At 65.8% G+C, this 14,695-nt stretch carries 13 protein-coding genes; 4 read left to right on the top strand and 9 right to left on the bottom strand.

Annotated features, from left to right (window positions below; translation table 11 throughout):
* Positions 1–85 precede the first annotated feature (85 nt).
* From JN302_RS29160 to JN302_RS29145, 4 genes are all read left to right on the top strand, one after another.
* Complete coding sequence (locus JN302_RS29160; RefSeq protein WP_202330030.1) at positions 86–862, top strand: aspartate/glutamate racemase family protein; 777 nt, start codon at positions 86–88, stop codon at positions 860–862.
* A gap of 44 nt (positions 863–906) precedes the next feature.
* Positions 907–1,773 (top strand): asparaginase domain-containing protein, encoded by an 867-nt coding sequence (locus tag JN302_RS29155; protein WP_244845995.1) that lies wholly within the window; start codon positions 907–909, stop codon positions 1,771–1,773.
* Between the two features lie 165 nt (positions 1,774–1,938).
* Entirely contained in the window at positions 1,939–3,369 is a 1,431-nt protein-coding gene (locus JN302_RS29150) for an alanine/glycine:cation symporter family protein (protein ID WP_202307706.1), read from the top strand.
* Between the two features lie 201 nt (positions 3,370–3,570).
* A complete protein-coding gene (locus JN302_RS29145) occupies positions 3,571–4,167 on the top strand; it encodes a DUF922 domain-containing Zn-dependent protease (RefSeq protein ID WP_202307705.1) in 597 nt (198 codons plus the stop codon).
* A 69-nt stretch (positions 4,168–4,236) separates the two neighbouring features.
* On the opposite strand, the gene JN302_RS29140 is transcribed toward JN302_RS29145, so the two are convergent.
* The 9 genes from JN302_RS29140 to JN302_RS29100 form a co-directional block, all read right to left on the bottom strand.
* The gene (locus tag JN302_RS29140) at positions 4,237–5,529 is read right to left on the bottom strand and encodes an NCS2 family permease (RefSeq protein WP_202330028.1); all 1,293 of its coding nucleotides are present in this window, start codon (positions 5,527–5,529) and stop codon (positions 4,237–4,239) included.
* A 513-nt stretch (positions 5,530–6,042) separates the two neighbouring features.
* The gene (locus JN302_RS29135; RefSeq protein ID WP_202330027.1) at positions 6,043–6,813 is read right to left on the bottom strand and encodes an SDR family NAD(P)-dependent oxidoreductase; all 771 of its coding nucleotides are present in this window, start codon (positions 6,811–6,813) and stop codon (positions 6,043–6,045) included.
* A 22-nt stretch (positions 6,814–6,835) separates the two neighbouring features.
* Positions 6,836–7,627 carry an SDR family NAD(P)-dependent oxidoreductase gene (locus tag JN302_RS29130; protein WP_202330026.1) on the bottom strand — a complete coding sequence of 264 codons (792 nt, stop codon included), beginning with the start codon at positions 7,625–7,627 and terminating at the stop codon, positions 6,836–6,838.
* Positions 7,628–7,638: 11 nt separating this feature from the next.
* Positions 7,639–8,481 (bottom strand): purine-nucleoside phosphorylase, encoded by an 843-nt coding sequence (locus JN302_RS29125; RefSeq protein WP_202330025.1) that lies wholly within the window; start codon positions 8,479–8,481, stop codon positions 7,639–7,641.
* A 26-nt stretch (positions 8,482–8,507) separates the two neighbouring features.
* Entirely contained in the window at positions 8,508–9,824 is a 1,317-nt protein-coding gene (locus JN302_RS29120; RefSeq protein ID WP_202330024.1) for an amidohydrolase family protein, read from the bottom strand.
* Positions 9,825–9,852: 28 nt separating this feature from the next.
* Complete coding sequence (locus JN302_RS29115; protein ID WP_202330023.1) at positions 9,853–10,755, bottom strand: ABC transporter permease; 903 nt, start codon at positions 10,753–10,755, stop codon at positions 9,853–9,855.
* Positions 10,748–11,812 carry an ABC transporter permease gene (locus JN302_RS29110; protein WP_202330022.1) on the bottom strand — a complete coding sequence of 355 codons (1,065 nt, stop codon included), beginning with the start codon at positions 11,810–11,812 and terminating at the stop codon, positions 10,748–10,750. Before JN302_RS29110 ends, JN302_RS29115 begins: the two co-directional genes overlap by 8 nt.
* A gap of 117 nt (positions 11,813–11,929) precedes the next feature.
* Entirely contained in the window at positions 11,930–13,450 is a 1,521-nt protein-coding gene (locus JN302_RS29105) for an ABC transporter ATP-binding protein (protein ID WP_202330021.1), read from the bottom strand.
* Positions 13,451–13,520: 70 nt separating this feature from the next.
* Positions 13,521–14,531, bottom strand: a complete 1,011-nt coding sequence (locus tag JN302_RS29100) for a BMP family ABC transporter substrate-binding protein (protein WP_202330020.1) — start codon at positions 14,529–14,531, stop codon at positions 13,521–13,523.
* Between the last annotated feature and the right edge of the window lie 164 nt (positions 14,532–14,695).

Raw genomic sequence — 14,695 nt, 5'->3', positions numbered from 1 at the left:
TTTTCACCCAATTGCATAATTGTCGAAAGCCGCTCCCGTCAAGCAACCTTCATTCGAGGAGACTTGCCCAAAGTTGGAGAATTCCATGCAGGCGGACGAAAGCCCGAACAGCGGCGCGCGCGCGAGCATTGGCATTGTTGCCGGCTCTGGGCCGGAGGCCGGGCTCGATCTCTGGGCCAAGATACTCAAGTGCAATCAGGCGGCAATCGGCGCGGGCTTCCGCGGCGATCTCGACGCTCCGCGTGTCGTGGTCGTTTCGGAGCCGAGGCTCGGGCTGTCCATGGACCTTGCCACCAACGAGGAAGCCGTCTGGTCGGCGATCCGGAAGTCGCTCGCGGCGCTTGCGCCCCAGGTCGATGCCTATGCCATCGCCTGCAACACGCTGAATTGGTATGCGCCGCGCATCGCCCAACTGGGGCTGAAGGCGGAACTGGTTTCGTTCCAATCGGTCATCAAGGACTGGATCGTGCGGTCGGAGATCCGACGGGTGGCGCTCCTGGGCGCCGGACCGGTGACGGCAATGGGCGAATGGTCAGCCTATCGCGGCCTGGCCGATCGGGTGGAAGTCGAACTGCCAGGGGATCAGGCTGCGCTTCATCATCTGATTGAGGACGTCAAGCGGCTTGGAAGCGACTCACCCTCGCTTCGTCCGCGCTTCGCGCAGCTTGTGGAAAGTCTTGCATCGGACGTGGTGCTGCTGGCCTGCACCGAATTGCCGCTGATCTCCGACATCGAAACCGAAAAGTCGCTCGTTGACGTGACTGATCTGGTCGCCCACGCGCTCGTGGCCCGCTCGCTCGCGGGAAGGGCCGGCGCCGGATTCGGTGGCGGTCGGCGAGGCGACGCGGATCGCGGTCGATGACATCAACGCGAAGGGCGAACTCCCGGGCCGACGTGTCGGAAATAATGATCCTGCATTCCGGGGGCACCATCGGTATGCTCCCCGGGCCGGACGGGCTGACCCCGGCAACGGGCGCGGTAGAGCGGGCAGTGGACATGCTGGCGCCGGAGGGCGTCCGCGCCACGGTCCATGTCTTCGAGCCGCTGGTGGATAGTGCCGAGATGGGCCCTGCGCACTGGAACCGGATGATCGACGCGATCGCCGGCTTCCGGGGCACGGGGGTCATCGTTGCCCATGGGACGGACACGATGGCCTACACCGGGGCGGCTCTGTCGCAGGCGCTGGCCGGGATCGATCTACCGGTCGTCCTTTGCGGGTCCATGCACCCCCTCAACACCGGCGGCGACGCCGAAGGAAACCTCGCGGTTGCGATCGAGGCGGCGCAGCGTGCTGCGCCGGGGGTCTGGCTCGCCTTTGCCGGAAGGCTTCTGCCCGCCGCCGGACTGGTCAAGCATGACTCGCGCGGCGCGGATGCCTTTCGCTCAGTCCCCCAGCCGCCCATCCCGACCCCCCTTCGGACACGCCGCTTCGCCTCCCGTCGCCTTGCCATCCTGACATTGTCGCCCGGCCTGCCCGCCGGGGCGGTCGACGCGGTCCTCGACAAACTCGACGGGGCAGTGCTGCGGGTGTTCGGCGCGGGAACGGTCATGTCGGACCCCGGTCTGGAATGCGTTCTGGCCGCCGCAATCGCCCGCGGCTGCCGTATTCGCGCCGTCAGCCAGTGCGAGTCCGGCGGCCTGATGCCGGGCACCTATGCCGCCGGTGCCGCACTCTGGCGGGCTGGCGTCGAAAACGGCGGAGCCGAGACCCCCGAAGCCGCCCTTGTTCGGCTTTGGATCGAACTCTCGGACGCGCCGCGGCGAGGGGACTGAACCGGGATCGTCCAATTTCTGGGGAGGAGTGGTGCTGAACGATGCTTTAGGAGATTGCCAAAGGATCAATAGGATCCATTGTGCGCAATTGGGAAAGGCTGCAGCCGAACCCGTCATGCGTGCGCCATATGCAGCGGCTTCCGCCGCCAGTGAAAGGAGGGACAAATGGAATTCCTGAGATCGCTGTTCGGATATGTCGATAGCCTCACCTGGGGATGGTCGCTCATCCCCATTCTCGTGGTCTTCGGCGTGTTCATCACAATCATGTCGGGTTTCGTGCAGATCGAGTTCTTCGGCCGCATGTTCCGCGTGCTGTCGGGCAAGAACCAGAACTCCGACCCCAATGCCATCAGCGCGCGCGAAGCGCTGTTGGTTTCGGTGGGTGGCCGCGTCGGCGGCGGCAACATCGCCGGCGTCGCCGTCGCGATCACGCTCGGGGGGCCCGGCGCGGTCTTCTGGATGTGGTGCATCGCGCTCGTCGGCATGGCCACGAGCCTCGTGGAGTGCACGCTCGCCCAGCTCTACAAGCGCACCGACGGTGAAAAATCGTTCCGTGGCGGCCCGGCCGACTACATCCGCCGTGGCCTCGGGCACAACTACAACTGGCTTGCCATCGTCTATGCGGTCTGTCTGCTGGCGGCCTTCGGCCTTGGTTTCAACGCCTTCCAGGGCAACACCGTCGCCGGCGCAGTTCAGGATTCGCTCGGCATCAACCGGGTTATCACCGGCGCGGCCCTTGCCGTCGTCACCGGTCTCGTGATCTTCGGCGGCATCAAGCGCATTGCCAAGGCGGCGGACGTCGTCGTGCCGGTCATGGCGCTCGGCTACCTGGGGCTGGCAGTGATCGTCATACTCATGAACATCACCGAGATTCCCGGGGTGATCGCTCGCATCGTCTCGGGCGCCTTCGGCTATGAGGAAGCCATCGCCGGCGGCATGGGCGCAGCAATCGCCCAGGGCCTGCGTCGCGGGCTCTTCTCGAACGAAGCGGGCCTAGGCTCGGCGCCGAACGTCGCGGCGACCGCGCTCGTCCGCCATCCGGTCAGCCAGGGCATCACCCAGTCGTTCTCGGTCTTCATCGACACGATCGTCATCTGCTCCTGCACGGCCTTCATCATCCTGCTGGGTGATGTCTATGTGGCGGGCGCCGAAGGCGTGGACGGCGTGGTGCTGACCCAGCAGTCGCTGGCCAGCCACTTCGGCGACTGGTCGCGCTATGCACTGACGGCGGCGATCCTGCTCTTCGCTTTCTCCTCCATCATCTACAATGTCTATCTGGGCGAGAACGCGCTGGCGGCGATCACCGACGCACCGATGGCGATCACGGCGCTGCGCGTGCTGATCCTCGGCCTCGTCTTCCTCGGTGCGGCGGCGCCGTCGGCGACAGCGGTCTTTTTCTTCTCGGACCCGATGATGGGGGTCCTCGCGCTCGTGAACCTCGTCGCGATACTGATGCTCTTTCCCACCGCGATGCGCATCGTGAACGACTTTCGCTCGCAGTTGAAGGCGGGGGTGCAGAGGCCGATCTTCGATCCGGCGAAGTTCCCCGACCTTGCCCTGGATCGCGAGGCATGGAACCCCGGCCGCTGGAAATGACCGACAAAGGGCCGCCCATCCGGCGGCCCTCGCCATCCGTGAAGGCCCCGAGCCCGGCTGACCGGAATAGTATGGACGTTCATTTGCCGTTTGCGGCCACGCAGTCACCTCCGGGCCAACAGAGGATTCTTTGACATCTTCACACGAGGCCGAAAACAGGGAATCTAGCGCAAGCCGTCGGCCAAAAGCAGAGGGATTCGCGTGAAGACTGGCTTGCGATTTCTGGTGCTGGTACCTCTTCTTGCATCGCCCACCCTTGCCGCCGCCGCGGAATGGCAGGCGGTCGAGAAGGTCGATGCCTATGCGATCTCGGGCAAATCGGGGCTCGAACTCTATCGGTCGATCGGGGAGCGCGGGCCGAAGATCGGCGTCGGGCGCGCCATTGCCCACACCAATTTCAAGCTCACCTGGTCGAGGAATTACGAGCCGCAGGGCGGCGGCTGCACGCTCGTCTCCGCCAAGCCCAAGCTCATCATCACCTACACGCTGCCGAAACCGTCCCAGGAACTGCCCGCGGGCCTACGCCAATACTGGGAAACCTTCATCACCGGCGTGCGGGCGCATGAAAAGGTGCATGGCGACATCATTGTCGACATGGTGAAGCAGATCGAAGCCGTGAGCGTGGGGCTTTCCGTCCCCGGCGACCCCAAATGCAGCAAGATCAGGACAGAGCTGACGAAGCGCCTGGCAGAGCTGTCGCTTGAGCAGCGCCGGAAAAGCCGCGAATTCGACCGGATCGAGATGAGCGATGGCGGCAACGTCCACAAGCTCATCCTCGGGCTGGTCAACGAGCGCTGACTTCCCCGGGGAAGGCTGGGCCATCGATCCCGGGGACCATGCCGCGCCCGCCGGGCGCGGCTCGAACGTTCAGTGCGAGAGGAACACGAAGCGGGCGACGAACAGCGCCGCGACCAGCCATGTCGCGGGGTGCACCTTGCCGGGACGTCCGGTGAGCGTTTGCAGCACCGCATAGCTGATGAAGCCGAAGGCCAGGCCGTTCGCGATCGAATTCGTGAACGGCATCATCAGGGCGGTCAGTGCCGCGGGGGCGGCCTCCGTGACGTCTTCCCAGTTGACCTCGAGCAACTCGCGCATCATGAGGCCGGCGACATACAGCAGCGCCGGAGCGGTCGCGTAGACCGGCACCGAGCCGGCGATCGGCGCGAAGAACAGCGCGGCAAGGAAAAGCGCTGCGATCACCAGCGCCGTCAGCCCGGTGCGGCCGCCGGCCTGCACACCCGAAGCGCTCTCGACATAGGCCGTTGTGCTCGACGTTCCGATCAGCGCGCCGGCCACGATGGCCGAACTGTCGGCGAGCAGGGCTTTGCCGAGCCTGCCCGATTTCTTGTCATGGATCAGCCCGGCGCGCTTGGCGATGCCGATCAGCGTCCCGGTCGCGTCGAAGACCTCGACCAGCACAAGCACCAGAAGTACCTGCAGCAGGCCGCCGTCGAGTGCGCCCATGATGTCGAGCTGAAGGAAGGTCGGTGCCAGGCTGGGAGGCATCGAGATGATGCCGTTGAACTGCGACGCTCCCAGCAGCATCGACAGCACGGTGACCACCAATATGCCGATCAAAATGGCGCCGCGCACCTTGAGAAAGTCGAGCGCCGCCATGATGAAGAAACCCAGCATCGCCAGCAGCGGGCCCGTCTGGGTGATGTCGCCAAGCTGCACGAGGGTGCCTTCGGCCGGAACCACGATACCTGACGTCCTGAGCGCGATTATCCCCAGAAACAGGCCGATACCGGCGGCGATTGCGCTGCGCATGGAGTGCGGGATACCTGCAATCAGCCAGCTCCGCACGCCTGTCACCGTCAGGATCAGGAACACCACGCCCGATATGAAGACCGCTCCGAGCGCCTGCTGCCAGGTGAAGCCGAGCGTGCCGACGATGGTGAAGGCGAAAAAGGCGTTCAGTCCCATCGACGGCGCCATGCCGACCGGCCAGTTCGCCACCAGCGCCATGATGAGCGAACCGAAGGCTGCGGCGATGCAGGTCGCGACGAAGATCGCGTTGCGGTCCATTCCCATCGACGACAGGATCTCAGGGTTGACGAAGATGATGTATGACATCGTCAGGAAGGTGGTGACGCCGGCGATGACCTCGGTGCGCACGGACGTTCCGTTTTCCTTCAGTTCGAAGAACTTCTCCAGCATTGACTATCCTCCCGCGCAACAAGCGGTCGCGATGGGCCGGGAATGCTGCGGGCAGTCCCCCATCGACGGTGGCGCGAGAGACCAGGCCCCTCGGCTGCCGCCTGTGCGCGGAGGAGGGCGCAATGGCGCGTTGCGACCCCTCCCGCGTCGACCGTTCGTTTGGCGCCAGCAGTGGTTGCCCGCACAAACGGGCGCCAACCTGTCGCCAACGCTTTGTCGGCACAAGACCGAGGGCATTGCCGATGCGGCGAAACTCTTTCGCCGCAAAGGCGGTTAGTTGCGGCAAGCGAAAACTGAAGATCTCATGCAAATGCACTGTATTCGTTTGAAAATCGCCGTTCTGGGCAGGGCGATCTTCAGCCCGGCAACGCGTCGAAAGGCAGTTCTCGACGAGCGAGATCGTCTATGTCGCCGTCATGACAGAAGCGATCAATTCGTGGAACCGGCTGGCGATTTCGTTCGGCTTCCCGGCCGGACAAGCCGGCCGAGGAACGCCGGCCGCCTCGGCTGTGCTCAGTAAGGCGTGTCGCCGCCGTCGACGCTGATCGATTGGCCGCGGATGATCTGCGCGGCATCCGAGAGCAGGAAGGCCACGACGCGGCCGACCTCGATCGGCTGGATGTGGCGGCCCAGCTGGTGCGGGACCATGTTCTTCAGCATCTTTTCCGATTCGGATGCGTCTCCGCCGGTGATGAAATCCGCGACCGTCCTCAGCATGTCGGTGGCCACACCGCCCGGGCAGACGGCATTGACGTTGATCTTCTTCTCAGCCCATTCGAGCGAAAGCGAACGCGTCAGGCTTATCACGGCCGCCTTCGAGGCATTGTAGCCGGCCATGTTGCGATAGCCGACCTTGCCGGCATTGGACGCGATGTTGACGATGGCGCCGCCATTGACCAGCCGGCGCGCCGCCGCCTGCGAAGCGAGCGCGACGCCCTTCACGTTGACGGCCAGTTCCAGATCGAGATTGGCCGGGGTCGCCGCTTCGGCCGGTCCCATGCGGATCACGCCGGCATTGTTGACCAGCCCGTCGAAGCGGCCGAACTTCTCCGCGATCGCCGCGAAGGCTCCGTCGAGGCTGGTCGGGTCGGTGACGTCGGCATAGATCGCGATGACATTTGTGCCGCCCGCGTCGAGCGCTTGCGCGACGGGAGCGAGCTTCGTCCCGGCGAGATCGAGCAGCGCGACCTTGCCGCCGGCCTCCAGGATCGCCTCGGCGATGCCGCGCGCGATGCCTCCGGCGCCGCCGGTGACGGCAATGACCTTGTCCTGAAGCGTCTTCATTCTCTTCATCCTTTGTCTTGGCTTACCAGGTCGAACGGGCGCTGACGCCGCCGTCGACGATGAGATCGGTTCCGCTGATCCAGCGGGCCGCATCCGAGACGAGGAACAGCGCCGCGTCGGCGATGTCCTCTGGCCGGCCGAGCCGCCCCATGGGCGCCGCGTTCTTCCAGCGGCCGACGCCTTCCGGCCAGCCTTCCTCGATGCCGTCGCGATGGATCAGGCCCGGCGACACCGAGTTGACGCGGATGCCGAGCGCGCCGAGTTCGAGCGCGGCGGCCTTGGTGAACATCAGCAGTGCGGCCTTGGACGTCGCATAGTGGGAATGGCCGGGTGCCGGCTGATGGCCTTCGATCGAGGCGATGTTGACCACGGCGCCGCCGCCGGAGCCGCTCGAGCGCACGTGCTTCGCCAGCGCCTGCGTCAGCAGGAAAGGCCCGCCGGCATTGATCGCCATCATTTTGGTGAAGCTCGCTTCCGAGACGTCGATCAGCATTTCCATGGGCTGGTGGCCGGCATTGTTGACGATGGCATGGAGGTCGCCGAAACGGGAGACTGCATGCGCTACGAGCGCGTCGACCCCTGCCGTGGTCGAAATGTCGGCCTGGCTGGCGACGGCCTTGCCGCCCGCCGCAGTGATGCCCTTCACGACAGCCTCGGCAGCCGCGCCGTTGGACTGGTAGTGGCACACGACATTGGCGCCTGCCTCTGCAAAGCGGCGGGCGATCCCGGACCCGATGCCGCCGCTGGCGCCGGTCACGATGACTGTGCGGCCGGACAAGTCGAGAAGGTTCGCGACGGGCGGGATGTTGCTCATTTCAATCTTCCTCAGTTCTTCGAAGCGGGCAGGGCCGGCAGGAGTTCGCGCAGGATGGCCTCGATCTTGCGGCCGCAGATTGCGGCATGGGCAAAGACGTCCTCGATCGTGTCGGGCTGCTGGTCCGGCCCGCCGGTGGCGGCGTTGGTGATGGCAGAGATGCCGATGACGGGCAGGGCGGCATGGGCGGCCGCGACCACTTCGGTGACCGTCGACATGCCGACCGCGTCGCCGCCGCTGGCACGGAAGAAGCGGCGCTCCGCGGAGGTTTCCAGCGCCGGACCCAGCACGCCGGCATAGATGCCCTGCCGCACGGGGATCGACGCGCGCTGTGAGGCCAGTTTCGCGAGCTTCAGCAGGTCGGGGTCGTAGGCCCGCGAAAGATCCGGGAAGCGCAGGCCGATCGCATCGTCGTTGGGACCGACAAGCGGGCTCACGCCGGTGAAGTTGAGATGGTCCTCGATCAGCATGACGTCGCCGGGTTGATAGTCGGCATTGAGGCCGCCCGCGGCGTTGGTGACGACGAGCGTGCCGCTGCCGAGGCGCTTCAGAAGGTAGACGGCGAGCGCGATGTCGCGCGGCGCCCAGCCTTCGTAGAGATGGAGCCGGCCCTGCATCATGACGACACGCCGTCCGTACAGTTCGCCGAGGACAAGCTGGCCCTTGTGGCCGGGCGCGGTCGAGACCGGAAAACCGTCGATCTCGGCATAGGGGATGATCGTCGCATCGGTCACGGCATCGGCGAGCTGGCCGAGGCCGGAGCCCAGCATGATGGCGATCTCGCAGGGCGCACCGGCTCTTTGGCGAATGGATGCATGGGCGCGGTCGAGGCGCGCAAGCTGGTTTTCTGACATTGTCTTCCTTTCCTGGCTGCCGTCGCTCAGGCTACGCTGGCGGCAATTTTCGGGACGAGCCGCTCGACGGCTTCGATGGTGCGCCCGAGGTCGTGGCGAGTCAGCGTCCCGTCCCTGACCACCTGCTCGCCGCCGACGAAGACATGGCGAACATCCGACTTCGCCGTCGAGTAGACGAGGTGGGTGACGGGATCGAAGACCGGCACGGCATGGGCGCGCTTGACGTCGATGAGGATCATGTCGGCAAGCTTGCCGGGCTCGAGGCTGCCGATGCGATCCAAAGCCCCGAGCGCTTTCGCACCGGCGTGCGTGATCATGGCCAGCGCCTCGCTGGTGGAGACGGCGTCGGCACGGCCGCTGACGCCTTTGTGCAGCGTGGCTGCGAGGCGGAGCGCCATCCACATGTCGAGGTCGTTGCCGCTGATGGCGCCGTCGGTGCCGAGGGTGAGGTTGATGCTTGATGCCAGCATGTCGGGCACGCGCGCCACGCCGGAGGCAAGCTTCAGGTTGGACATCGGGTTGTGGGCGACCGAGGTTCCCGTGCGCGCCAGAATTTCGATCTCCTCGTCGTCGAGATGCACGCAGTGAGCCAACACCGTGCGGGCGTCGAGCAGACCCAGATGGTCGAGATGGCGGATCACCGAGCGGCCGTAACGGCCGGTGACGTCGGCCTGTTCGGCCCTGGTCTCCGCGGCGTGGGTCGAGAAAAGGGCGCCGTGGCGTTCCGCGATTGCCTTGGCCTTCTTCAGATTGTCTGGCGCCACCGTATAGGCGCCGTGCGGCAGCACCGTCGGGAAGACGTCGTCGGCGCTTCCGAATTCATCGAAGAAGTGTTCCGCCTCGGCGATCCGGCCAGCGAGGTCGTGTCCGGTGATGCCAGGCGGATCGAAGAAGATGCCTCCGGTCGCGACACGGACGCCGACAGAGCGGGCTGCCCGAACCGTCTCGGCGGGATACCAGAACATGTCCATGACAGAGGTGACGCCCGAGAGAAGCAGCTCGGCGAAGCCGAGCTCGCTGCCGAGACGCGAGGTCTCTGGCGTGAGAATCGCGCCTTCCGCCTTCCATACCGTCTGCAGCCAGGGCTCCAGCGGCAGGTCCTCCACCAGCCCGCGGAACAGGCTGTCGCCGGCATGGCAATGGGTGTTGACGATGCCCGGCATCAATATATGGCCGGAACCATCGACGACCCGCTTCGCGCTACCTGCGAGGCCCTGGAGTTCGTTCGAGGCGGCAACGTGGGTGATGCGGCCGTTGTCGACGGCGACGCCGCCATCCCTGATCACGCTGCCGCTCCCGTCGCAGGTGACGACGGTCGCGTTCCTGATAACGAGATCGGCCATGGCGTCCTCCTTCTCCTCCTTGCCCTGCTCAGGCCGTCCGCTTGCGGCGCCACCAGGAGAGGGCCACCAGGACCACGAGCGTCGCGAGATAGGGCATCATGTCCGTGAACTGCTGCGGCATACCCAGCCCCTGGACACGGAAGGACAGGCTGTCGACCATGCCGAACACAACGGCGATCAGGAACAGCGGCAGCGGCCGGCCACGCGACAGAAGAACTGCGACGACCGCGATCCAGCCACGTCCGGCGCTCATGTTTTCAACGAAGAGATTGACGTTGGCGATCGACAGTTGCGCGCCCGCGAGGCCGCACAGCGCGCCGCAGCCGACAAGGGCGAGGAGTTGCACGCGGCGCGGGCTGACACCGCCTGCCTTCAGCGCCGCCGGGTTCTCGCCCGCCGCGCGCATGCGCAGGCCGAGCCGGTGTCGCGCGAAGAAGAAATGCATCGCTGGAACGGCGGCCAGCGCCAGATAGAACAGGATCGACTGGCCACTGAGAAGCTTGCCAACGAAAGGAATGGAGGCGATGAGCGGGATGTTCTGCGGTTCGAAGCCGAGGATGCCGGGGTCGCTGAAAGCGCCGGTCACGTTGAAGATCGCGCGAAGCAGGTAGGTGGTGAGACCTGCCGCGAGTATGTTGACGGCGATCGACACCACGATCGGGTCCCCGCCGCGCCGCAGGTTGAATTCGGCGAAGACGAGGCCCATCGCCACGCCGCAGAGCACGGCGGCGAAAGCACCGATATAGGGTGAGCCGGCGAAATAGGCGCCCAGGACGGCGGCGAAGGCGCCGGTCAGCATGAAACCTTCGAGCGCTATGTTGAAGACGCCGGCGCGTTCGCACAGCGCCCCGCCGAGGGCGGCGAGCAGGATCGGCGTGACGAAGCGCGGAACCGACGCGGCGAAGGAGGGGTCGAACAGTAGCTCAAGCACCGTCGGCCCCCTTCCTGTCGGAGGAGGCGAGCAGCGCCCCTGAGACACGGCTTGCGACGAACAGGATGATGACGGCCTGCATGACCAGCGCGATCTCCTTGGGCACGCCGGCCGTGCGCTCCATGCCGGCTGCTCCGGTCTGGAGCGCTGCGAAGAAGAAGCCGGAGAGCGGCACGAGCCAGGGGATCATGCCGACGAGTAGCACTGCGATGATGCCTGTCCAGGCGTAGAGCGGCTGCACCAGCATGCCGTCGATGTAGCGATGATGGATGCCGAAGACGGCGATGGCGCCGACCAACCCGGCAATGGCCCCGCTCATCATCAGGGTCTGCAGGGCGAGCTTGCGCACCGGCAGGCCGACGGCGCGGGCGAAATCGGCCGACAGGCCGTTCAGGCGCGTATGATAGCCGTGCACCGTGGTGTAGCTGTAGACGATTGCGAAGATGGCGGCGGCCGCGATGAAGAGGATGCCGATGTCGAGCCGCGTGCCGGGGAAATAGGGCAGCCATGTCGCCTGCGGCACGAGATGCGACTGCACCATGCCCGATTCCACGTCGCGGAACGGATGCGCGACCAGATAGGAGGCGATGTAGCGGACCGGATAGTTGAGCAGCAGCGAACCGACCAGCAGCGGCACGCCGACATAGAGCTGCAGCACGCCCGCGAGCAGCGCCCATAGGGCGCCGGCCGCCATCGCCGCGAGGATCGACACGATCAGCACGACGAGCGGCGGTCCCGGCAGCATGATTGCCACAAGCGCCGCGACCAGGCCGCCGGCGACGAGCTGGCCCTCGCCGCCGATGTTGAACAGCCCGGCCCGGAAACTGATCATGACCGAAACCGCCATGCCCACGATCAGCGCGGTGCGGGAGAGCGTCGCCATGAGATAGGCGAAGCGGCGACCGCCGAACGCGCCCGAGATGAAGCCACGCACCGCTTCGCCGAACGGAGCTCCGTCGAGCGCCATCAGCAGGAAGAGGATCACGCCGATCGAGACGACGACGCCCAGCCAGGGCAGGACCTCGCGAAGGAGGAGGTTGTCCCGGTCAGGCTGCATTTCCGACACTCGGCATCAGTGGGCTTGCTCCTGTGGGAGACGCGGACGCGACCCGGCGAAGGCGTATCGATTGCGAAGGGCGGCCACGCGATCCGCGCGCGACGAGGCGGGGCGGTATCATGCGACCTCCGCAAAGGCGGCGTGCGTGCGCGACGTCATGAGATTGCCGATACGATCCCGGTCTGCTTCGGCGCCCGAGACCTCGCCGGCGATGGTGCCGGAATACATGACGAGGATGCGGTCGGCGAGGGCGATGATCTCGTCGAGCTCGGTCGACACCACCAGCACGGCATGGCCCTCGTCGCGCATGCGCATGAGCTCGCCATGGATGAAGTCGATCGCGCCGATGTCGACGCCCCAGGTCGGGTTCTCCGCGATCACCAGCGGCGTCTTGCGCGCCAGCTCGCGGCCGACGACGAGTTTCTGCTTGTTGCCGCCGGACATGGTCGATGCGCGCGCCGAAGGGCCGGCGACCCGGATGCGGTAGCTGTCGATGAGCGAGCGGGCGAACCGTCCCATTGCCGAACGCTTGAGGAAGGGACCGGTCGCGAATGCCGACCGATCGTCGCGCCCTGCATTGGCGTTCTCGCTCACCGTCGCGCCGAGCGCGAGGCCGACGCGTTGCCGGTCCTCCGGAATGTAGCTCATGCCGAGGCGGCGCCTGTCGTCTACGTCGAGCGTCTCGATGCGCTTGCCGCGGAGCGCGATGGCGCCCGATTGCTGGCGCTTCAGGCCGGTCAGCGCCTGGACCAGCTCGGCCTGGCCGTTGCCGCTGACGCCGGCGATGCCGACGATCTCTCCGGCTCGGACGGAGAAGGAAAGGGGGCCGACAGTGGTGCCGCGCCCCGGCACGGTGAGCGCTTCGACCGACAGCACCACGTCGCCGACGGGATGTGCCTTTCGCTGGCGGACCGGAGGCAGTTCTCCGCCGATGATGCCGCGTGCGATCTCTTCCTTGGACGTCTCCGAAAGCGGTCCCGAGCGGACCAGCCTGCCGCCGCGCATCACGCTCACCCGGTCGGCGATCTCCATCACCTCGTCGAGTTTGTGGGTGATGAGCACGATCGACTTTCCGGCGCTGCGGAAGCTTCTTAGGATGGCGAAGAGCTGATCCTTCTCGCGCGGCGTCAGCACCGCCGTCGGTTCATCCAGGATCAGCACCTGAGCGTCGCGATAGAGAACCTTCAGGATCTCGACGACCTGGCGCTCGCCGACCGACAACTGCGAGACCTCGGTGTCGAGATCGACGAGGATGCCGTGTTGCTCCGCGCCCTTGGCAAGGCGCTGCCTGGCTTCGTTGAAGTCGACGAAACCGAAAGCTCCGATCGGCTCGGCGCAGAGTACGATGTTCTCGAGAACGGTCATCGCTTCCTGGAGCATGAAGTGCTGATGCACCATGCCGAGGCCGTGGCGTATCGCGTCCTGCGGCGAGGCCCAGCGCCGCTCCGTGCCGTCGAGACTGATCGTGCCAGATGCCGGCCGCACCAGTCCGAACAGGACGTTCATCAGTGTCGACTTGCCGGCGCCGTTCTCGCCTACCACGGCGTGGATCTCGCCCGGCGCGATCCCGAGGGAAACGCCGTCGACGGCGGTCAGCGCGCCAAAGCGCACCGTGATGTCGGAAAGCGCGACATGCATCGGGTCGGGTCCGTTCAGAGCTTGATCGAAGAAGGAGCGCCCGCGCCTGGTACGCGGGCGCCAAAGTCCGTCACTTGGCGAACATCGGATCTTCGAGCTTCAGCGAGCCGTCGATGATGCTGGCCGCCACACTGCGCATCTTCTCGACCACTTCGGGGTGATCGGCGACGACGCACTTGCTGTCGGCGAGGCCATCCTTGTCGAGTGCGATCGCGGCCATGCCGCCTTCCTTCAGGCCGAGCGACGCCATGGTCTTCTTCTCGCCCTTGAGGATGTTGCCGATCGCCTGGACCATGGCGTTGTCGACGCGCTTCATGGTGATGTCGACCATCTTGCCCGGCAGTTCGGGGCAGTGGTTCACGTCGACCGAGAAGACCTGGAAGTTGCCGTCCTTGGCCGCTTCGAACACGCCGTAGTCGCCGCCCGCGGTGGCGGTGAAGATGAGGTCGGAACCGGCCGCGTTCATGGCGACGGCCTGCTCCTTGGCGCGGACCGGATCGGCGAAGGGGTTGTCGCCGCCGACCCAGCGCACGTCGACCGTCGCGTCGGGTGCCACCGACTTGACGCCCTCGGCGTAGCCGTCCGTGTAACGGTGCAGGAAGGGGATATCGAGCGCGCCCACGACGCCGACCTTCTTGGTCTTGGTCAGCATGCCGGCCGCCACGCCCATCAGGTAGCTGGCCTCGTGCTCGCGGAACACGGCACAGTGGACATTGTCCGGGCGCTCGTCGACGCACTGGTCGACGATCAGGAACTGCGTATCCGGCGCGGTCGGAGCCACCTGCTTGACGATGTCGTTGAACTCGAAGCCGAGCAGCACCACGATGTCGGCGCCTTCGTTGATCGCGGCGTTGACGTTCTCCAGCCGGTCGGCCGCCGTCTTGCTCTCATAGGTCTTGACGTCGGCGCCGTATTCCTTGCCGGCATTCTCGATGCCGGTCTTGCCCATCTGGAGGAAGGCATTCACGCCGATCGCGTCGGGGGAAACATAGACGAACAGCTTGTCGGCGGCCTGGGCCCCCGTCGTGATGGCGGCCACCCCCAAAGCGCCGGCCATCAGCCATGTCTTCCAGAACTTCATTGCAGTGTTCTCCCGTTGTTCGTCTTGCCCAGTCGCAGATATGCCCGCCGCTGCAGGAACTGGTTGATGGCGGACCGTTCAGCCCGTCGTCACCATAGATCGAAGCCCGAGCCGGCGCGAAGGAAATCGACGAGCGAAGCGAACGCGAACACGTATCAGTTCCC

The sequence above is a fragment of the Mesorhizobium sp. L-8-3 genome (assembly GCF_016756615.1).
In the GTDB taxonomy this organism is placed as follows: Bacteria; Pseudomonadota; Alphaproteobacteria; order Rhizobiales; family Rhizobiaceae.
The sequence above is the reverse complement of the archived record's forward strand: the minus strand, read 5'-3'. Positions and strand labels throughout refer to the sequence as shown.

Coding starts and splice junctions, on each gene's coding strand:
- JN302_RS29135 (WP_202330027.1), bottom strand. CDS start 6,813: ATGAAGACGCTTCAGGACAAGGTCATTGCCGTCACCGGCGGCGCCGGA.
- JN302_RS29140 (WP_202330028.1), bottom strand. CDS start 5,529: ATGCTGGAGAAGTTCTTCGAACTGAAGGAAAACGGAACGTCCGTGCGC.
- JN302_RS29120 (WP_202330024.1), bottom strand. CDS start 9,824: ATGGCCGATCTCGTTATCAGGAACGCGACCGTCGTCACCTGCGACGGG.
- JN302_RS29155 (WP_244845995.1), top strand. CDS start 907: ATGATCCTGCATTCCGGGGGCACCATCGGTATGCTCCCCGGGCCGGAC.
- JN302_RS29150 (WP_202307706.1), top strand. CDS start 1,939: ATGGAATTCCTGAGATCGCTGTTCGGATATGTCGATAGCCTCACCTGG.
- JN302_RS29160 (WP_202330030.1), top strand. CDS start 86: ATGCAGGCGGACGAAAGCCCGAACAGCGGCGCGCGCGCGAGCATTGGC.
- JN302_RS29130 (WP_202330026.1), bottom strand. CDS start 7,627: ATGAGCAACATCCCGCCCGTCGCGAACCTTCTCGACTTGTCCGGCCGC.
- JN302_RS29100 (WP_202330020.1), bottom strand. CDS start 14,531: ATGAAGTTCTGGAAGACATGGCTGATGGCCGGCGCTTTGGGGGTGGCC.
- JN302_RS29125 (WP_202330025.1), bottom strand. CDS start 8,481: ATGTCAGAAAACCAGCTTGCGCGCCTCGACCGCGCCCATGCATCCATT.
- JN302_RS29110 (WP_202330022.1), bottom strand. CDS start 11,812: ATGCAGCCTGACCGGGACAACCTCCTCCTTCGCGAGGTCCTGCCCTGG.
- JN302_RS29105 (WP_202330021.1), bottom strand. CDS start 13,450: ATGCATGTCGCGCTTTCCGACATCACGGTGCGCTTTGGCGCGCTGACC.